This is a genomic window from Leifsonia aquatica H1aii (genome assembly GCF_000633535.1).
Taxonomy (GTDB): Bacteria; Actinomycetota; Actinomycetes; order Actinomycetales; family Microbacteriaceae; genus Leifsonia; species Leifsonia aquatica_A.
In genome coordinates, this window is the sequence record NZ_AYMR01000017.1 from 23,270 (window position 1) to 42,469 (window position 19,200).

Here is a 19,200-nt window from a genome sequence, read left to right on the forward strand (position 1 = left end):
GTCCTCTTATGGCGAGCGGAGACCACTACTTTTCCACGGCTCCCGAGAGCGAGATGAACCTGCGGCCGATCACCGTACGACTGGCCGGCCAGACGTACGAGCTGACGACCGCGAACGGCATCTTCAGCCCCGAGCGCATCGATACGGGAACGAGAGTCCTGCTCGACCATGTCCCCGCTGCGCCGCCCGGAGGTCAGTTCCTCGACCTGGGCTGCGGCTGGGGGCCCGTGGCTCTCACACTTGCTCTCGAATCCCCTCATGCGACGGTCTGGGCCGTCGACGTCAACACCCGAGCCCTGGATGTGGTGCGCATGAACGCGCAGAAGCTCGGTCTCAGCAATGTTAACCCCGTGACGCCCGATGATGTTCCCGATGACATCAGGTTCACCACGATCTGGTCGAATCCGCCCATCCGGATCGGCAAGGACGAGCTGCACAACATCCTCACCCGCTGGCTTCCGCGCTTGGAGCCGGGCTCGGACGCGTGGCTCGTCGTGCAGCGCAATCTCGGCAGCGACTCCCTGCACCGCTGGATCGAGGCGACCATGCCCGAGTTGAAGACGACGCGCGCCGCGATCTCCAAGGGGTACCGCGTCCTGCGCTCGCACCGCCCGGCCCGCACCGCGGACTGAGCGGCCGCCCGCTCCCACGCGACATTCGTGCCGAATGTCGTGAAAGAGCGCGCCTCACGCGACATTCGTGCCGAATGCGACGCTCAGGCGAGCTCGAGAGTGCCGGTGTAGACGAGCTCGGCAGGCCCGGAGAGCGCGACGTGCTCGCCGTCCTCGGTGGCGAACATGCGCACACCCACCGTCCCGCCCGGCACATCGACCCGCCACTGGTTCGGCGCGCCGTCGCCGGCCCAGTAGCGCACCGCGAGGGCTGCGGCCGCGGCACCCGTGCCGCAGGAGAGCGTCTCGCCGCTGCCGCGCTCGTGGACGCGCATCCGGATGCGGCCGACGCCGTCCTTGACGAGCGGCTCGCGCGGCACGACGAACTCGACGTTCGCGCCGTGCTCCGGCGCCGGCTCGAGGTGCGGGATGTAGGTGAGGTCGGCGGCCTCCAGCTCGCTCTCGTCGGCGACCGCGACGACCACGTGCGGGTTGCCCATGTCGATCCCGAGTCCGGGGCGGGCGACCGGCAGCTCCTTGGCGCGCACCAGCGGTTCGCCGCCGTCGAGCGCCCAGCGGCCGAGATCCACCTGGAACCCGGTCAGGTTGCGCTGCACGTCGCGCACGCCGGAGCGGGTGCCGATCGCGAGCGTGTCGCCGTCGGCGAGCTCCACCAGCCCGGACTCGATCAGGAAGCGGGTGTAGACGCGGATGCCGTTGCCGCACATCTCGGCGGCCGAGCCGTCGGCGTTGTAGTAGTCCATGAACCACTCGGCGGCCTCGTCCTCGGCCAGCGCCTCGGCGCCCTCCGGCAGGTGCTTCGACTTCACCGCACGGATGACGCCGTCCGCGCCCACGCCGAAGTGACGGTCGCAGATCTCGGCGATCTGCGCGGCCGTCAGCGGCAGGCGGCCATCGGGGTCGGAGTAGAGCACGAAGTCGTTGCCGGTGCCCTGACCTTTGGTGAAGTGGAGTGTCGCCATGCTCACAGCCTAGCGAGCGCGGAGTCCACCAGCTCCGGGTCGTCGAACGCGAGCCAGTCCAGACCGGGGTACCGCTTGAACCAGCTCACCTGACGGCGGGCGTACCGCCGGGTCAGCTGCTGCGTCTGCGCGATCGCCTCTGCGCGGGTCAGCTCCCCGCGCAGCTCGGCCAGGGCCTGCGCGTAGCCGATCGCGCGACCGGCCGTCACCCCGTGCTCGATACCGAGCGGGATCAGCCGGCGCACCTCGTCGAGCAGCCCGGCCTGCCACATCCGCTCGACCCGTGCATCGAGACGCAGGACGAGCTCGTCGCGCGGCGCGGCCAGGCCGAGGATCGTCACGGGCCGCCACGGCTCCGGGGCGTCGGGCAGGGTTCCGCTGACGGGCGCACCCGTCAGCTCCGCGACTTCGAGCGCCCGGACGATCCGGCGCCCGTTGCTGGAGCCGATCCGCGCCGCCGCCTCCGGGTCCGCCTCGGCCAGACGGCGGAACAGCATCCCCGGGCCGCGCTCGGCGAGCTCGGCCTCCAAACGGGCGCGCAGCACCGGGTCGGTTCCCGGGAACCGGAAGTCGAAGATCACGCTGGAGACGTACAGGCCGGAGCCGCCGACCAGGATCGGGACGGCGCCGCGCGATTGGATGTCCGCCACGGCCCCACGCGCCTCGGGCTGGTAGCGCGCGACGGTCGCCTCCTCCGTGACGTCCAGCACGTCGAACAAATGGTGCGGCACGCCGCGCCACTCGTTCGGCGCGATCTTCGCCGTGCCGATGTCCATGCCGCGATAGAGCTGCATCGCGTCGGCGTTGACCACCTCGGCGGCCTGGCCGCGGGCACGCAGCCGGTCGGCGAGGGCCAGCGACAGGTCCGTCTTGCCCGTGCCGGTCGGCCCGACGATCGCGACGATGCCGGGGAGCGCGGTGCTCAGCGCTGACCGTCCGTCGGGTCGTAGATCGGCATCGTCCCGACGCCCGGCGAGGTGAGGGGCTCGCGCGTGCGCAGGGTGGGCAGGCCCAGCGAGACCCGGCCGGGTCCCCCGGCCGCAGCCGCGCCGTGCGCCGGAACCGCGCACGATTCCGCCTCGGCACGGTCCCACGCGTCGCCCGCGCGGGTGGGACGGACGCGCAGGCCCTCCCCCGCGACCGCGTCCGCGATCAGGTAGTGCGGGGCGGCCTGGGTCACGCGCACCGTGACGATGTCGCCGGGTCGCGGGGCCGCGGCCCCCTGCGGGAGTTCGAAGTGCACGAGACGGCTGTCCCGCGCGCGGCCGCTCAGCCGCTGCGTGTCGGCGTCCTTGCGGCCCTCGCCGTTGGCGACGAGCAGCTCGACCTCGCGGCCGACCAGCTTCTCGTTCTCCTCCAGCGAGATCCGCTCCTGCAGCGCGATCAGGCGGTCGTAGCGCTCCTGCACGACCTCCTTCGGAACCTGGTCCTCCATCGTCGCCGCGGGGGTGCCGGGACGGATCGAGTACTGGAACGTGAAGGCCGACGCGAAGCGGGCGGCTTCGACCACGCGCATCGTCTCGAGGAAGTCCTCCTCGGTCTCGCCCGGGAAGCCCACGATGATGTCGGTGCTGATCGCCGCATCCGGGAGCTTGGCGCGCACCCGGTCGAGGATGCCCAGGAACTTGGACGAGCGGTACGACCGGCGCATGCTGCGCAGGATGCGGTCCGAGCCGGACTGGAGCGGCATGTGCAGCTGCGGCATGACGTTCGGCGTCTCGGCCATCGCGTCGATCACGTCGTCGGTGAACGCGGCCGGGTGCGGGCTGGTGAAGCGGATCCGTTCCAGACCCTCGATCTGCCCCGCCGCGCGCAGCAGCTTGCTGAACGCCTGCCGGTCGCCGAACTCGACACCGTAGGAGTTGACGTTCTGGCCGAGCAGGGTGACCTCGATCGCGCCGTCGTCGACCAGCGCTTGGATCTCGGCGAGGATGTCGCCCGGTCGGCGGTCCATCTCCTTGCCGCGCAGGGAGGGCACGATGCAGAACGTGCAGGTGTTGTTGCACCCGACGGAGATCGACACCCACCCCGAGTAGGACGAGTCGCGCTTGGTGGGGAGCGTCGAGGGGAAGGTCTCGAGCGACTCGAGGATCTCGATCTCGGCCGCGTCGTTGTGGCGCGCGCGTTCGAGGAGGCTCGGCAACGCGCCCATGTTGTGGGTGCCGAAGACGACATCCACCCAGGGCGCCTTCTCGAGGATGACGTTCTTGTCCTTCTGGGCGAGGCAGCCGCCGACGGCGATCTGCATGCCCTCGTGCCGCCGCTTGACGCCGGCCAGGTGTCCGAGGTTGCCGTAGAGCTTGTTGTCCGCGTTCTCGCGCACCGCACAGGTGTTGATGACGACGATGTCGGCTTCCTCGCCGTCGGCGGGGACGTAGCCGGCCGCCTCCAGCGAGCCGCTGAGCCGCTCCGAGTCGTGGACGTTCATCTGGCAGCCGAACGTCCGGACCTCGTACGTGCGCGCCCGGCCGTCGGCGCGGACGGCGGCGACGGACGGATCGATGACGCTGCGCTGCTCGACGGCATCGCGGTGTTCGACGGTGTCGCGGTGTTCGGCGGTGCTCCGCGCCGAGGCGGCGCTGCGCTGTTCGGTGATGCTCATGATGCGCCCAATTCTACGTTCGCCCGGCTGGGAAGCGAACCGCGCGGTACGTGCGCCCCCGGTGGAATCCGCGCCGGGCGGGACCCGCGGACCGCTACTGGAAGCGCACGCCCCCGCGCCGCCGGGAGGCGAACGCGGCATCCATCGCCTGCCGGACCACGCCCGAGCTGTACCCCTTGCGCGAGAGGAAGCCGTGGAGGCGGCGTCGAACCGTCTCGTCGTCATACGACGACAGCTGACCGATGCGCTTGACGGCGAGCTCCGTCGCCCGCTCCACCTCGTCCTCGTCCGCGATGTCGGCCAGAGCGATCTCGATCAGCTCGGGGTCGATGTGGCGTCGGGCGAGCTCCTGCGCGATGGCGGTGCGCCCGAGGCCCTTGCGGCTGTGCTGCGTGAACGCCAGGCTGACGGCGAGCGCCGCGTCGTCGATCACGCCGAGCGTCTCGAGCCGATCGAGCTCCGGGCCGAAGACCTCCGGTTCGATCTCGCGCTTGAGCAGCACCCGCTCCAGCTCCCAGCGCGACATCCCGCGTCGGGCGAGCTGCCGGATGGTGACCGCCGATACCTTCTTGCTCTGCCGGCCCGCCTCGTCGTCGTCCGGCTCGGGCACGGCGGGCCGCCCCTCGGCGCGAGCCGAGAGCGGCCGGCCATCGTCGGCCCACGTGTTGTTCCATCGCGTCGCCCCCGGAAGCTCGACGACCTCACCCGCCGGTGGGGTCGCAGACGCATCGGCATCCCCGGAACGTCGGCCGCTGCCGGCGGGATGCGTCGTGGACGCGGGCCGCTTCGCAGAGTCCCTGCCCGCTCCGGGGCGCCGGAGCGGGGTCACCGGGGCAAGACGCTCCTCCCCGGCTTCCCGCTCGCTTCCGGCGTCACGCTCGCCGCCACGCCCGACAGGCCCGCCCGCGCCGGCGTCATGACGCTCGCCACCGAACGGATCGGATGGGAATCTCACGATCATGAAGACCTCCTCGCGCGACGGACGACGGAACTGCTGGCGGGTTTCGGCCGCGTGGTCAGGCGCCCTTGCGTGCGCGCAGCTTCTCTTCGATCGAGCCCACCTCGGCATCGGCCGCACCGGCCTCGACCGGGTTCGGGTCCGCGATGATGCCGAGCTTGATCTTGATCTTGTTCTCGATCTCCGCCGCGATGTCCGCGTTGGTGATGAGGAAGTTGCGCGAGTTCTCCTTGCCCTGACCGAGCTGGTCGCCCTCGTACGTGTACCAGGCGCCGGACTTCTTCACGATGCCGTGCTCGACGCCGAAGTCGATGAGGCTGCCCTCGCGGGAGATCCCGACGCCGTAGAGGATGTCGAACTCGGCCTGCTTGAAGGGCGGCGCCATCTTGTTCTTGACGACCTTGACACGCGTGCGGTTGCCGACCGCCTCCGTGCCGTCCTTCAGCGTCTCGATCCGACGGATGTCGAGGCGGACGGACGCGTAGAACTTGAGCGCCTTGCCGCCGGCGGTGGTCTCGGGGCTGCCGAAGAAGACACCGATCTTCTCGCGCAGCTGGTTGATGAAGATCATCGTGGTGTTGGTCTGGTTGAGCCCACCGGTGAGCTTGCGGAGCGCCTGCGACATGAGTCGGGCCTGCAGGCCGACGTGGGAGTCGCCCATCTCGCCCTCGATCTCGGCGCGGGGCACGAGCGCCGCCACGGAGTCGATCACGATGAGGTCGATGGAGCCCGACCGCACGAGCATGTCGGCGATCTCGAGCGCCTGCTCACCGGTGTCGGGCTGGGAGACGAGCAGGGCGTCGATGTCGACGCCGAGCTTGCGGGCGTACTCCGGGTCGAGCGCGTGCTCGGCGTCGATGAAGGCGGCGATACCACCGGCGCGCTGCGCGTTGGCGATCGCATGCAGGGTCAGCGTCGTCTTACCCGACGACTCCGGCCCGTAGATCTCGACGATGCGGCCACGCGGGAGCCCGCCGATGCCGAGCGCGACGTCCAGAGCGATCGAGCCGGTGGGGACGACCTCGACGGGAGCACGCTCGTCACTGCCCAGTCGCATGACCGAGCCTTTTCCGAACTGACGGTCGATCTGCGCGAGTGCGGTCTCGAGCGCCTTCTCGCGGTCTGCGGGTGATGGCATGTGCGGTTCTCCTTCTTACGCTTCGCTGACGAGTTCGACTGTACGAGGAACGTCCGACACGGGGCCGTCGTCCGGGAGATCGGTGGACAACTCGTTTTCGATTGCGGTTGTGAGGAGAGTCTAGCCACATCCGAACATATCTTCGAGGCGTTCGGATCGGCGTGTCGGCGTCAGCGGCGCGGCGTCAGCGGCGCGGGGCCGGACGTCCGGCGCCGTGCCAGTGCGACGGCGGAACCCCGGCCTCGCGGCAGAGCGCGAGCCAGACCTCGCGGGGCGGCGCGCCGGCGTCGAGCGCCTGCTGCGCGGTCCGGCCGCCGAGCTCGCCGAGCACGAGGTCGGTGAGCACGGCCTGGCCGTAGCCGCTTCCGAACTCGTCGACGACGGCGCGCTGGAACTCGCTGAGCTTCATGGATCCATTCTCACGGGTGGGACATGACGAAGGACGCCCCGCTCGCGCGGGGCGTCCTGGAGTCGTGGTGGGGATGTCGACGGCGTCAGCGAGAGACCAGCGGAGCTTCCATCGCCGTGACGAACTCGTCGGGGACGGTGTCCGGGATCACCGGCTCGAGACCCTCGAGGACCGCGATGCGGTCTCCGACCTCGCGCATGATGACCGACACCGGAGTGTCCAGAGCGTCGGCGACCGAGGCGAGGATCTCGCTCGACGCCTCCTTCTGACCGCGCTCGACCTCGCTGAGGTAGCCGAGGGCGACGCTCGCCTTGCTGGCGACCTGCCGCAACGTGCGGCCCTTCTGCAGGCGGAAGTCCCTGAGCACGTCGCCGATTTCCTGACGTACAAGAATCATTCGGAGCCTCCTTCTCAACCCTGCCGACGTATCGATGGGGATGCAACTGTACCGCATCCCTGATGTTCACGATATCGGCGACGACTGGGCTTTTCTTGTGAATGCAGCAGTTGTAACGAGACCGAAACAGTGGGTATTCCCGGCGGTTCCCGGCGCCGGCGGACGCCACTCGGAGAGCCCCTCACGCGCCGGTCTCGACCACCAGTTCAGCGATGGCCCGCTCGACGGTCGTGCGACGGATCCGAGCCCGGTCCCCCGTGAGCGCGAGCTCGACCACGCGGGTGCCGGACTCCGTGGCGATCCCCACGAACACGGTCCCCACCGGACGGCCGCCTTGCGGATCGGGGCCAGCGACCCCCGTCGTCGCGACCCCCACGTCGACCATGCGGCCGTCGACGGCGAGCCGCTCGCGCACCCCCTCGGCGAGCTCCGCGGCCACCCGCGGGTGCACGGGGCCCTCCGCGGCCAGCAGCTCGGCATCCACACCGAGCAGGGAGTGCTTGAGCGCGGTGGCGTACACCACGGCACCGCCCACGACGACCGCCGACGCCCCCGGCACACGGGTCAGCTCGGCGGTCAGTTCGCCGCCGGTCAGCGACTCGGCCGCGGCGATGGTCCGGCCGGTCTCGCGCAGGCGCGCGATCAACCGTGCGGTCGCGTCGTCGGCGGTCACGGCCGGCTCACGCGGCGGCACGCTTCGCCTGGTGCCCCTTCCAGGCCTGCCACAGGTAGTCGAGGCCGGTCACGACGGTGAGGATCACCGCGAGGGTCATGGCGATCCCGTTGACCCAGAAGACCCAGTCGCCCAGCACCGTCCAGAGCGGGAAGAGCGCGAGGGAGATCGCGACCGACTGGACGATCGTCTTGATCTTGCCGCCGCGGGAGGCGGCGATGACGCCCTGCCGGATCACCACGAAGCGGTACAGGGTGATGCCGATCTCCCGGACCAGGATGACGATGGTCACCCACCACGGCAGCTCGCCGAGGATCGACAGGGCGATCAGAGCCCCGCCGGTGAGCACCTTGTCGGCGATCGGGTCGAGCAGCTTGCCCAGGTCGGTGACCAGGTTGTTGCGACGTGCGATGGCGCCGTCGACCCCGTCCGTCGCGATCGCGAGCACGAACAGCACCGCCGCCGCCCAGCGCAGCCAGCCGTCCGCTCCCGCATCGGCGAGGAGCATCCAGATGAAGAGCGGAGCGAGCAGGATGCGCACGACGGTGATCGCGTTGGGCACGTTCCAGTTGCTGGGTCGCGGGACCGGGGCACCCGCGACCGGGTGTGTCTCGGACGACATCGCGGTCATCTACTCTCTGCCGGTGAGCTGCCAGGCGTCCTCGCCGGAGTCGCCCTCCACCTCAGGATAGCCCTCGGTCATCGCGGCGACGGGGTCGGACCCGTAGCGGTCGTCCTCACCGGAGTGCGCGGGCGCGGCGCCACCGCCGGACGGCGCTCCGGCGGAGGGTGCGCCGGACCCCGCGCCGGACCCTGCGCCGGGCGCCGCCGCGGCACGGGCCGACGGCTCCTCGCCGCGCAGACGGCCCATCACGTCGGCCAGCTGCTCCACGGTCACCAGCACGTCGCGGGCCTTGGATCCCTCGGAGGGCCCGACGATCTCGCGCGACTCGAGCAGGTCCATCAGGCGTCCGGCCTTCGCGAATCCGACCCGCAGCTTGCGCTGCAGCATCGACGTCGAACCGAACTGCGAGGAGACCACCAGCTCCGCGGCGGCGAGCAGCAGCTCCAGGTCGTCGCCGATGTCGGAGTCGATCTGCTTCTTCTCGGCGGCCTCGGTGACGTCCTGCCGGTACTCGGGGCGCGCCTGCCGGGTGACGTGCTCGACGACCTTCTGGATCTCGTCCTCGTTGACCCAGGCGCCCTGCACGCGCACCGCCTTGGAGGCGCCCATGGGCAGGAACAGGCCGTCGCCCTGGCCGATCAGCTTGTCGGCGCCCGGCTGGTCGAGGATGACGCGGGAGTCGGTCACGCTCGTGACGGCGAAGGCGAGCCGTGACGGCACATTCGCCTTGATCAGGCCGGTCACGACGTCGACCGACGGCCGCTGGGTCGCCAGCACCAGGTGGATGCCGGAGGCGCGGGCGAGCTGGGTGATGCGCACGATCGAGTCCTCGACGTCGCGCGGGGCGACCATCATCAGGTCGGCGAGCTCGTCCACCACGACCAGGAGGTACGGGTACGGCTTGAGCTTCCGCTCGCTCCCCGCCGGGAGCACGATCTCGTCGTTGATCACGGCCTTGTTGAAGTCGTCGATGTGGCGGAAGCCGAAGCTGGCCAGATCGTCGTAGCGCATGTCCATCTCCTTCACGACCCACTGCAGCGCCTCGGCCGCCTTCTTCGGGTTCGTGATGATGGGGGTGATCAGGTGCGGGACACCGCCGTAGATCGTCAGCTCGACGCGCTTCGGGTCGATGAGGACCATGCGCACCTCGGACGGCTTGGCGCGCATCAGCAGGCTGGTGATCATCGAGTTGACGAAGCTCGACTTGCCCGAGCCGGTCGAGCCGGCGACGAGCAGGTGGGGCATCTTGGCCAGGTTGGCGACGACGTAGCCGCCGCCGACGTCCTTGCCGACGCCGATGGTCATCGGGTGGACGCTCTTGGTGGCAGCCGGAGAGCGGAGCACGTCGCCCAGCGAGACGATCTCGCGGTCGGAGTTGGGGATCTCGACACCGATCGCGCTCTTGCCGGGGATGGGCGAGAGGATGCGCACCTCATTGCTGGCGACCGCGTACGAGAGATTCTTGCTCAGCGCGGTGACGCGCTCCACTTTGACCCCCGGTCCGAGTTCGATCTCGTACTGCGTGACCGTCGGGCCGCGCGAGTAGCCGGTCACCTTGGCGTCGACGCCGAACTGGGTGAGCACCTCGGTGATCGCGGCGACGATCTCCTCGTTCGCGTTCGACCGCACCTTCGCCGGAGTGCCCGCCGAGAGCATCGTCGCCGACGGGAGGTGGTACGGCGCGGCGGGGCGGCCGTCGGACGGCTCGTCGGTGGCGGCGGCGGCCTCGTCGAAGTCGTCTGCTCCCGCCTGGAAGCCGGGAAGCACCGCGGGGGCCGTGCCGACAGCGGCGACGGCCTTGGCGGTGGCGGGCACCTCGCCCGTGAAGCGCTCGAGCGCGCTCTCGGCGGAGGCCAGTTCGCTGAGCACCTCGGTGTTGTAGTGGTCGCTGGAGGGGTCGGGTTCGAGCGCCGTGGCGAACTCGCCTTTGCCCCGCACCGGCTCGCCGAACACCTCGGTGAGGCTGTCGGGCGACGCGGCCTCGTCGTACTCCGGGTCTTCTTCGCGCTGCGAGTGGTTGCGCCGCCACCAGGGGAGGTTGCCGCCGGACTCCTGCTCGTCGTCCACGCCGTCGAGCGGGACCTGCTTGGTCTTCGCCTCTTTGGCGGCCTCGCGCGCCTCCTGCCGCTCCTCGTCGCTCGGCAGCTGGGCGCCGAACAGGTACGAGTAGAGCTCGCGGATGCGGGAGGGGAGCTTGTTCGGCGGTGTCTTGGTGATGATGAAGAGGCTGAGCAGGAGGAGCAGGATGATCACCGCACCCGCACCGTACGGCGTGATGAGCATCGACAGCGGCGCCGCGATCAGCCAGCCGAGCACACCACCCGCCTGGGCCAGGGCGGCGATGCCGTCCGTGGGGGTCGGGTGGTGGCTGAACAGGTGGCAGAGGCCGGACACCATGAGCAGCAGGATGCCGACCCCGATGCCGATGCGGGTGTTGTCGTGCACCGAACTCGGGTGGCGGAACAACCAGGCGGCGAACATCACCATCACGACCGGGAGGGCGAAGGCGACGCGGCCGAAGAGCATGCCGAACGTCCACGAGTCGAGCGTGCGGGCCACCTGGTCGTTGATCAGGAACCACTCGATCACCGCACCGGCGACGGCGAGCAGGACGAGGAAGAAGGGGAAGCCGTCGCGGCGCTCCTCCTTGCTCAGCTTCTCCGGTCCGAGCGCGCGAAAGGCTCCACCGGTGAGGTGCGCGAGGCCCATCCAGGCGCGCACGAGAGGGCTCGGCGCCGCGTCGGCGGCCGGGTAGGCCACCGTCTTCTGGGCGGCCGTCTTCGACGCCGGCTTGCGCGCGCTCGAGCCGCCGCGACCGGATCCGCCGGAGCGCGCGTTCGATTTGGTGCTCGTAGCCATGGTCTCCACGCTACTTCGCACCCGCGACAGGCCGCGGATCCCGCGCCTGGAACACGCAAATCGGGGCTCAGCGCAGCGCCCGCACCATCACGTCCGCACGGTCGTCGGAGGCGACGGTGACGTATCCCTCGCTCACGTAGAGCCGCTGCGCGAAATTCGTCCGCTCCACGCTGAGGCTGAGCCGCGCGATTCCGGCGGCGGCCCCGCGTCGGGCGATCTCCTGCAGGAGCGCTCGGCCGACGCCCTGTGCGCGCCACTGCGGGTTCACCCCGAGGGTGAGCTCCGGGACGCCGACGGCGACGAATCCCGAACCGGGCGCGTTGGCGGGGAACAGCCGGGCCCAGACCGCCCCGACCGGCGACCCGAGGTGGTCCTCGGCGATGCAGCCGAAGTCCCCCGGCCGCTTCCAGCCTGCGATGTACCGCGAGACGAAGGGGTCTTCGAGCACGCTGACCCGCGGTCGCGCGCGCAGCGCGTTCCAGTTCACCGCCTCGACGAGCATGTCGCCGAGGGTCCGCGCGTCCTCGCCCACCGCCGGGCGGATGCGGTATCCGCTCATGGGGGAACGCTACTCGCCCCCGTGTTTCGGGGAGGTTACGGTTGCGGCGGCCGGCCTCCGCGGCACCCGGGCGAGGCGGTCAGTAGCGGATCGCGTCGATGACCTTCACCCGGACGGCGACGAGCGCGGGGAGCAGACCCGCGATGGCGCCGACGGCGGTGGCGGCGACCAGCCCCAGCACGGCGGCCTCCGCCGGGAACGGCGGCGGATCGGCCACCATCCCGCGTCCGACCAGCTCCTCGACCCACGGGCTCTTGACGATGAGGATCGAGAGGGCGACGCCCGCCGCGCCGGCCACGCTCGTCGCGACGACGCTCTCCATCATGACGGCGAAGAACACGCGTGCGCCGGTCGCCCCCACGCTGCGCCGGATCCCGATCTCGCGGATGCGGCCGCGCACGGTGACCATCGCGATGTTGACGAGGCCGAGCGCACCCAGCAGCAGGATGAGCCCGGCGATGCCGCCGACCAGGAGCTTCAGCACCAGCAGCGGGTCCTCCGTCTGGTACGCCTGGTAGTCCGAGCGGTTCACGCTCACCGAGCCGGCGCCGAGCGCCTGGTCGAACTCCGCCGAGATCGCCTTCGCCATCGGATCGCCCAGCTCCGGAGGAACCCAGGCCTCCAGCGTGGGCGCGCCGTACATCTGCGGGTCGGCGTCCTGCAGCACAGCGGCACCCGCCCGCAGCGCGATCGCCGTGGGCTGGTCCGGGGCCTCCGGCGTGCGGACGATGCCGACGACGACGGCCGTCACCTTCTGCTCGCCGCGGAGCACGGTGGCGGTGGGATGGGCGTCCAGCGCCGGCCGCCCGAGCCGGTTCCAGAAGTCCTCGTTGATCACCAGCGACGGGGCCAGGTTCTCGGCGTCCCCGGTGCTGAACCACCGGCCGTCCTTGACGATCGTGCGATGCATCGTCGCGTACGGTTGGTCCACCGCCTGCGTCGGCACGTCCATCGCGCCGGTGCGGAACTGCACGCGCATGTTCCCGCTCTCCACCTGCGAGGTGTAGCGGAGGTCGTGGCGTTCGACGATGCGCGCCCACGCGGCGTCGCGCCGCTCCGCGCCCACGGTGGTGTCGTTCGGGTAGACCGAGATCAGGGCGGGGCGGCCGCCGTAGCGCTCGTTGCTCTCGCGGATCGACTGCTCGGCGATGTTCGCGAGCCCCACCACGGAGCTGAGGGCGCAGACGGCGACCCCCACGCCGATGAGCGAGAGCAGCACCCGCGTGCGGTGGATGCGCAGCTCCTGCCAGGCTTCGAGGATCGCACCCCAGAGCCCCTCGACCGCCCTCACGCCGCCACCTCCTGCGCGCTGTGCAGGCGACCGGACTCCAGCCGGTAGCGGGTCGCCGAGCGGGCGGCGACGGCGGGATCGTGCGTGATGACGACGAGCGCCGCATCGTTCTCGGAGGCGACCTCCTCGAGCAGGTTGATCACGTCGGCGCCGGTCTCGACGTCGAGGGCGCCGGTCGGTTCGTCGGCGAGGATCAACCGGGGCGTGCGCACGAGTGCCCGGGCGATCGCGACGCGCTGCTGCTCGCCTCCGGAGAGCACCTCCGGCCGGGCGTCCAGCCGGTGGCCGAGGCCGACCCGGTCGAGCATCCCGGCCGCGATCTCCCGACGGCGCCAGAACTGCCGCCCCGTCGCGTAGAGCAGCGGGGTCATGACGTTCTCCAGCGCCGTCCGCCCGGAGAGCAGGTTGAACTGCTGGAAGACGAAGCCGACCGCGGCCCCCCGTCTGCGGTCGCGCGCACCGCCGCCGAGCCGGTGGACGGGGACGCCGTCGAAATCGAACGCGCCGCCGGACGGGGAATCGAGCAGCCCGAGGATGTTCAGCAGCGTGGATTTGCCCGAACCGGAGCGGCCCACCACCGACACCCTCTCCCCCGCGCCGACCTCGAGGTCGACCCCGTGGAGGATGGTGAGCGGCTCGGCATCAGGGATGCGGACGGTCTTGGTGACGCCCTCGAGTCGCAGGAGGCTCACGACGCCGCGGTCCCGGAGCACATCATGCCGCCGTCGGGGGTCGGCACGCAGCCGTCCCCGCCGGAGGCCGGAGCCCCGGGGACGAACTCCAGGATGGAGTCGCCCTCCGCGAGCCCGCCGGTGATCTGGACCGAGGTGCCGTCCGTGAGCCCGAGGGTGACCTCGACCTGCTTCGGGTCGCCGCCCGCCTCGTCGGGGACGAAGACGATGCCCTTCTCGGCCGAGCCCTTGACGGCGGTGGTCGGCACGGTGAGCACGCCCTCCGCCTTGCCCGCGGAGATCGTGATGTCGGCCGAGAGACCGGCGAAGACCCGGACATCGCCGGGCACCGCGCAGCGCACCGTGGCGGTCGCCGTGGATCCCCCGCCCGATCCGCCGTTCGCACCCGGTGCGGCACCGCCGGCCGGGGCGTCCGACGCGGTCGCCGGCGGCGTGCTGATGGAGAGGCCCGTGCAGGTGAACGGGGCGGGTCCGCCCTTCACCGCGACCGAGGCCGAGTCGGGACGGTCGACGAGTCGGTACTGCTGCTCCGGCGGCAGCGAGCCGGTGACGGAGAACGTCGGAGGTGCGACCGCTCCGGCCTTGTCCCCGATCGCCACCGTCTGGCCGCTGAGCACCGGCAGTTCGCTGAGGGTCCCCGCGATCGGCGCGGTCACCGCCGTGTAGGTCACGAGCGGCTTGCGCTCGGTGACGGTCTGCGAGCCGTCGGGGCCTGTGGAGACCAGCGGATCCCTGGGCGTCTCGACCTTCACGTCGAACAGCACGTCCCCGGGCTCCACGTGCTCCCCGACGGATTTCTGCACTTCGTTCACGGTGCCCGCCACGGTCACCCGGGCGGGAACGGCGTCGTCGGCGACGACCGACCCCGTCACCCGCACGTCGTTCACGATCGTGCCCGTCGCCACGGCGGTGACGGGATCGCTCAGCTCCCCCGTCGGGACGGCCGGATCGGCCGCCGTCGCCTCACCGCTCGGGAAGAACGCGAGTTTGACGAGCGCGACGGCGATCGCCGCCATCACCACGATCCGCAGGACCGGGAACACCCAGCGCCGCACTACCCCCATCTGCTGCTGCCTTTCTTCTGCCGGGCCCCTCGCCCGGGATGGACGGTCCGCGGTCCGCGGACCGCTCTCACGCCTCGATGACCAGCGGGACGATCATCGGACGCCGGCGGTAGCTGGTGTTGACCCAGCGCCCGACCGTGCGGCGCACGACCTGCGAGAGGGCGTGCGCGTCGCGAACGCCGTTGCCGGCGGCCTCGGCCAGCGCTGCGGCGACCTTGGGCTTCACGGCGTCGAACACCGCGTCGTCCTCCGCGAAACCGCGGGCGTGGATCTCCGGACCGGTGACGATGCGGCCGGTGGCCGCCTCGACCACGACGATGATGGAGATGAAGCCCTCCTCGCCGAGGATCCGGCGGTCCTTCAGGTCGGCGTCGGTGATCTCGCCGACGCTGGATCCGTCGACGTAGACGAAGCCGAGGTCGAGCTGGCCCACGACGCGGGCGACGCCGTCGCGCAGGTCGACGACCGTGCCGTCCTCCGCCAGGATGGCGTTCTTCTCGGGCACACCCGTGTCGATCGCCAGCTTCGCATTGGCGACCAGGTGCCGGTACTCGCCGTGCACGGGCATGACGTTGCGGGGCTTCAGGATGTTGTAGCAGTAGAGCAGCTCGCCCGCCGCCGCGTGACCCGACACGTGCACCTTGGCGTTGCCCTTGTGCACGACGTTGGCACCGAGCTTGGTGAGGCCGTCGATGACGCGGTAGACCGCGTTCTCGTTGCCCGGGATCAGGCTGGAGGCGAGGATGACGGTGTCGCCGGGGCCGACCTCGATCTGGTGGTCGAGGTTCGCCATCCGGGCGAGGACGGCCATCGGCTCGCCCTGCGAACCCGTCGACATGTAGACGATCTTGTCGTCCGGGAGGTCGGACGCCTTCTTGTAGTCGATCAGCACGCCCTCCGGCACCTTCAGGTACCCGAGCTCGGCGGCGATGGTCATGTTGCGCACCATCGAGCGGCCGAGGAGTGCGACGCGGCGGCCGTTCGCGTGGGCGGCGTCGAGCACCTGCTGCACGCGGTGCACGTGGCTGGAGAAGCTGGCCACGATCACGCGCCGCGGAGCGCGGGCGATGACGTTGTCGAGCACCGGGCCGATCGAGCGCTCGAGCGGCGTGAATCCGGGCACGTCGGCGTTGGTGGAGTCGGCCAGGAAGAGGTCGACGCCCGCCTCGCCGAGACGGGCGAAAGCGCGCAGGTCCGTGATCCGGTCGTCGAGCGGGAGCTGGTCCATCTTGAAGTCGCCGGTGTGCAGCACGACCCCGGCCGGGGTCTTGATGGCGACGGCGAGCGCGTCCGGGATGGAGTGGTTGACCGCGACGAACTCCAGGTCGAACGGACCGAGCTGCTCGTGCTGCCCCTCCTTCACCGACAGCGTGTACGGCTGGATCCGGTGCTCCTTGAGCTTCGCCTCGACCAGCGCCAGGGTCAGCCCCGAGCCGATCAGCGGGATGTCGGCGCGCAGCTTGAGCAGGTAGGGGACGGCGCCGATGTGGTCCTCGTGGCCGTGCGTGAGCACGACGCCGAGCACGTCGTCGAGGCGGTCGCGCACCGGCGCGAAGTCGGGGAGGATCAGGTCGACGCCGGGCTGGTTCTCCTCGGGGAAGAGCACGCCGCAGTCGACGATGAGCAGCTTGCCCTCGTACTCGAAGACGGTCATGTTGCGGCCGATCTCGCCGAGACCGCCCGTCGGGATGATGCGGAGCGTGCCGGGTTCGAGTGCGGGCGGATCGGTGACGAGGTTGGGCATATGCCCTCCTAAAGGTGTTTCGAATGAGTCGGGGGCGCGTCGCGCCCGGGCCGTTGGGTGACGGCGGCCCCTACCGCGTGGTCCCGGCGATCTTGGGGAGCGCTCCACCGGCGGCCGCATTGCGGTCGGGCCGGAAGTTGGAGAAGTCCACACCGGGGATGTCCTTGACCAGATCGAGCTCGTCCTCGATCTGGGCGGCCTCCCACTCCTCCGGGCCGACGAGCGGCAGCCGGACGCGGGGGCTGGAGATACGGCCGAGGCCGTGGAGGATGTACTTGGCCGCGACCGTGCCGGGCACGTGGGTCATGACCGCGCGCACCAGCGGTTCGAGCTTCTGGTGGGCGGCGGTGGCCGTGGCGAGGTCGCCGGCGTTCACCGCGTCCACGATCTGACGGTACGGCGTGGGGGCGATGTTCGCCGTCACGCCGATCAGACCGCTGGCGCCGATCGCGAGGTGCGGGAGCACGTTCGCGTCGTCGCCCGAGAAGTAGAGCAGGTCGGTCTGGTTGAGCACCCGGCTGACCTCGCTGAAGTCGCCCTTGGCGTCCTTGATGGCGAGGACGTTCGGGTGCTTGGCGATGCGCAGGATCGTCTCGTATTTGATCGGCACCCCGGTGCGGCCCGGGATGTCGTACAGGATGACCGGCAGGTCGGTGGAGTCCGCGATCATCCGGAAGTGGGTCAGGATGCCGGCCTGCGTGGGCTTGTTGTAGTACGGCGTGACGACCATGACGCCGTCCGCCCCCGCCTTCTCGCTCTGCTGGTAGAGCTGGATGGCGTGCGCCGTCTCGTTCGAGCCGCCGCCGGTGATGATCTTGGCCCGGCCGGCCGAGACCGACTTGCCGACCTCGACGAGCCGCAGCTTCTCGGGGTCGGTCAAGGTGGAGGTCTCGCCGGTGGTCCCGGTGACGACGATGCCGTCCGCTCCCGCGGTGATGACGTCGTCGATGTGCTTCTCCACGCCGGCCCAGTCGACTTCGCCATCGGCGGTGAACGGGGTGACCAGGGCGACGAGCACCTGGCCGAACGGGTTCGCAGAGGGAGACATGGCACCAGGCTATCGGGTCGTGCCGGGGCGGCGCCTCCCGCGTCCGCCGTCATCTTCCGACACATGGGCTGCGCGGTCGGCCGGGCTGCGCGTAAGGTCGGCGCACCATGAACGGCATCGCGGCGCTCGGCGTCCTGCTCGCACTGGTGGCCGTCGCCACCGTCGCAGGGCTGCTCTGGCGCGCGACCACCGGGCGCGCCCGGACCGCGCGGCGCGCGGAGACGGTGCGGGCCGCGGAGGTGGGCGCCACCGGGTTCGGCGAGCGCGCCACCCTGCTGCAGTTCTCGACGGAGTTCTGCGCCCTGTGCCCGGCCACCGCGCGCGTCCTCGACGCCTCCGCCCGCTCCGAGCCCGGCGTCGCCCACGTCGAGGTCGACCTCACTGCGCGCCCGGACCTCGCGCACCGCTTCTCGGTGCTGCAGACACCGACCACCCTCGTGCTCGACGGAGCGGGCACCGTCCGCGCCCGCATCGGCGGCGCCGCCCGGCCCGCCGACGTCCGTGCCACCCTCGACCGCGTCCTCGGGAGCGACCATGTCACAGCCTGACCGTCCAGCCGGCATCGATCCGCGGTCGCCGCGGTTCGGCGCGGGCATCACCGCCGTCCTGCTCCTGGTCGACGTCTTCCTCGCCCTGGTCGGCGCGACGACGGCCGCCGCCCTGCTGCTGCTCGCGATCGCCCTGCTGTTCGCGTGGGGCGCCGCCGCGGGCATCCGGCGCCACCCGTACGGCGTGCTCTACCGCCGGCTGGTGCAGCCACGTCTCGCGCCGCCCGCCGAGCGGGAGGATCCCGCGCCGCCGACGTTCGCCCAGGGGGTCGGACTCGTCGTCACCGGGCTCGGCCTGCTCCTGCACGTGCTCGGCGTGCCCGCCGCGCTGCCGATCGCGGCCGGCCTCGCGTTCGTCGCCGCCTTCCTCAACTCCGTGTTCGGCTACTGCCTGGGCTGCCAGATCTACCTCCTGCTGGTCCGCGCGGGCGTGGTCCGTCGCCGCGCCGCCGCCAGCGGCCCGGCGGCCTGACGGGCAAAACCGGGAATCCCCCGCACACCGGCGACCGTGTCGCGGGCCGCCAGTAGTCTGGACGCACCGCCGAACCCGCGGCGGAGCGAACAGGAGCACACATGCCCGTCACCAGCGCATCCACCACCGTCTGGACCGGAGACCTCACCTCCGGCTCCGGGAACGTCACCCTCGACTCGTCGGGCGCCGCGAGCCTCCCCGTGTCGTGGAAGGCACGCTCGCAGGGCAGCGACTCCGTGACGACGCCGGAGGAGCTGCTGGGCGCCTCCCACGCGGCGTGCTTCTCGATGGCCTTCTCGAACCTGCTGGCGGGCTTCGGCTCCACGGCCGAGAGCATCCGCACCACCGCCACCGTCGGCTTCGACCCCGCGGAGGGCATCACCGGCAGCCACCTCGTCGTCGAGGCGAGCGTTCCGGGGCTGTCGGCGGAGGACTTCCAGCGCCTGGCGGATGAGGCCAAGCGCACCTGCCCGGTCTCGCGAGCGCTGGTCGGCATCCCGATCACCCTCGACGCCACCCTGGTCTGA

Annotated in this window: 20 protein-coding genes; 4 read left to right on the top strand and 16 right to left on the bottom strand. The window is 71.0% G+C overall.

Annotated features, from left to right (window positions below; genetic code table 11):
• The first annotated feature begins 8 nt into the window (after positions 1 to 8).
• Complete coding sequence (locus U870_RS0115695) at positions 9 to 632, top strand: class I SAM-dependent methyltransferase (RefSeq protein WP_025158332.1); 624 nt, start codon at positions 9 to 11, stop codon at positions 630 to 632.
• A gap of 83 nt (positions 633 to 715) precedes the next feature.
• On the opposite strand, the gene dapF is transcribed toward U870_RS0115695, so the two are convergent.
• From dapF to dapA, 16 genes are all read right to left on the bottom strand, one after another.
• Positions 716 to 1,594, bottom strand: a complete 879-nt coding sequence (gene dapF, locus U870_RS0115700) for a diaminopimelate epimerase (RefSeq protein ID WP_025158333.1) — start codon at positions 1,592 to 1,594, stop codon at positions 716 to 718.
• 2 nt (positions 1,595 to 1,596) lie between these two features.
• Positions 1,597 to 2,520 carry a tRNA (adenosine(37)-N6)-dimethylallyltransferase MiaA gene (miaA, locus tag U870_RS0115705; RefSeq protein WP_115644456.1) on the bottom strand — a complete coding sequence of 308 codons (924 nt, stop codon included), beginning with the start codon at positions 2,518 to 2,520 and terminating at the stop codon, positions 1,597 to 1,599.
• Entirely contained in the window at positions 2,517 to 4,022 is a 1,506-nt protein-coding gene (miaB, locus tag U870_RS0115710; protein WP_240183725.1) for a tRNA (N6-isopentenyl adenosine(37)-C2)-methylthiotransferase MiaB, read from the bottom strand. Before miaB ends, miaA begins: the two co-directional genes overlap by 4 nt.
• Positions 4,023 to 4,290: 268 nt before the next feature.
• Positions 4,291 to 4,806, bottom strand: coding sequence for a regulatory protein RecX (locus U870_RS0115715; RefSeq protein WP_025158336.1), 516 nt, complete (start codon positions 4,804 to 4,806; stop codon positions 4,291 to 4,293).
• A gap of 406 nt (positions 4,807 to 5,212) precedes the next feature.
• A complete protein-coding gene (gene recA / locus U870_RS0115720; protein WP_025158337.1) occupies positions 5,213 to 6,292 on the bottom strand; it encodes a recombinase RecA in 1,080 nt (359 codons plus the stop codon).
• Positions 6,293 to 6,476: 184 nt separating this feature from the next.
• Positions 6,477 to 6,701, bottom strand: coding sequence for a DUF3046 domain-containing protein (locus tag U870_RS0115725; protein ID WP_025158338.1), 225 nt, complete (start codon positions 6,699 to 6,701; stop codon positions 6,477 to 6,479).
• An 85-nt stretch (positions 6,702 to 6,786) separates the two neighbouring features.
• Positions 6,787 to 7,098, bottom strand: a complete 312-nt coding sequence (locus tag U870_RS0115730) for a helix-turn-helix domain-containing protein (protein WP_021754800.1) — start codon at positions 7,096 to 7,098, stop codon at positions 6,787 to 6,789.
• Positions 7,099 to 7,279: 181 nt separating this feature from the next.
• The gene (locus tag U870_RS0115735) at positions 7,280 to 7,771 is read right to left on the bottom strand and encodes a CinA family protein (protein ID WP_240183724.1); all 492 of its coding nucleotides are present in this window, start codon (positions 7,769 to 7,771) and stop codon (positions 7,280 to 7,282) included.
• Between the two features lie 7 nt (positions 7,772 to 7,778).
• Positions 7,779 to 8,393: a CDP-diacylglycerol--glycerol-3-phosphate 3-phosphatidyltransferase gene (gene pgsA / locus U870_RS0115740; protein ID WP_025158340.1), complete on the bottom strand. Its 615-nt coding sequence runs from the start codon at positions 8,391 to 8,393 to the stop codon at positions 7,779 to 7,781.
• Between the two features lie 9 nt (positions 8,394 to 8,402).
• Positions 8,403 to 11,255 (bottom strand): FtsK/SpoIIIE family DNA translocase, encoded by a 2,853-nt coding sequence (locus U870_RS0115745; RefSeq protein WP_025158341.1) that lies wholly within the window; start codon positions 11,253 to 11,255, stop codon positions 8,403 to 8,405.
• 67 nt (positions 11,256 to 11,322) lie between these two features.
• Positions 11,323 to 11,814: a GNAT family N-acetyltransferase gene (locus U870_RS0115750; RefSeq protein ID WP_025158342.1), complete on the bottom strand. Its 492-nt coding sequence runs from the start codon at positions 11,812 to 11,814 to the stop codon at positions 11,323 to 11,325.
• A 79-nt stretch (positions 11,815 to 11,893) separates the two neighbouring features.
• A complete protein-coding gene (locus tag U870_RS0115755; RefSeq protein ID WP_025158343.1) occupies positions 11,894 to 13,105 on the bottom strand; it encodes an ABC transporter permease in 1,212 nt (403 codons plus the stop codon).
• A complete protein-coding gene (locus tag U870_RS0115760) occupies positions 13,102 to 13,797 on the bottom strand; it encodes an ABC transporter ATP-binding protein (RefSeq protein WP_025158344.1) in 696 nt (231 codons plus the stop codon). Before U870_RS0115760 ends, U870_RS0115755 begins: the two co-directional genes overlap by 4 nt.
• Positions 13,794 to 14,861 carry an efflux RND transporter periplasmic adaptor subunit gene (locus tag U870_RS0115765; RefSeq protein ID WP_025158345.1) on the bottom strand — a complete coding sequence of 356 codons (1,068 nt, stop codon included), beginning with the start codon at positions 14,859 to 14,861 and terminating at the stop codon, positions 13,794 to 13,796. Before U870_RS0115765 ends, U870_RS0115760 begins: the two co-directional genes overlap by 4 nt.
• 67 nt (positions 14,862 to 14,928) lie before the next feature.
• Entirely contained in the window at positions 14,929 to 16,605 is a 1,677-nt protein-coding gene (locus tag U870_RS0115770; RefSeq protein WP_025158346.1) for a ribonuclease J, read from the bottom strand.
• Between the two features lie 70 nt (positions 16,606 to 16,675).
• Positions 16,676 to 17,653: a 4-hydroxy-tetrahydrodipicolinate synthase gene (gene dapA / locus U870_RS0115775; RefSeq protein WP_025158347.1), complete on the bottom strand. Its 978-nt coding sequence runs from the start codon at positions 17,651 to 17,653 to the stop codon at positions 16,676 to 16,678.
• A 107-nt stretch (positions 17,654 to 17,760) separates the two neighbouring features.
• Here dapA and U870_RS0115780 point away from each other — a divergent pair, with 107 nt between their 5' ends.
• The 3 genes from U870_RS0115780 to U870_RS0115790 all read left to right on the top strand — a co-directional run bounded on the left by U870_RS0115780 (position 17,761) and on the right by U870_RS0115790 (position 19,200).
• Entirely contained in the window at positions 17,761 to 18,201 is a 441-nt protein-coding gene (locus tag U870_RS0115780; protein ID WP_025158348.1) for a TlpA family protein disulfide reductase, read from the top strand.
• Positions 18,188 to 18,673 carry a DUF4395 domain-containing protein gene (locus U870_RS0115785; protein WP_025158349.1) on the top strand — a complete coding sequence of 162 codons (486 nt, stop codon included), beginning with the start codon at positions 18,188 to 18,190 and terminating at the stop codon, positions 18,671 to 18,673. The genes U870_RS0115780 and U870_RS0115785 overlap by 14 nt, the downstream gene beginning before the upstream one ends.
• Before the next feature lie 101 nt (positions 18,674 to 18,774).
• Positions 18,775 to 19,200, top strand: coding sequence for an OsmC family peroxiredoxin (locus U870_RS0115790; RefSeq protein ID WP_025158350.1), 426 nt, complete (start codon positions 18,775 to 18,777; stop codon positions 19,198 to 19,200).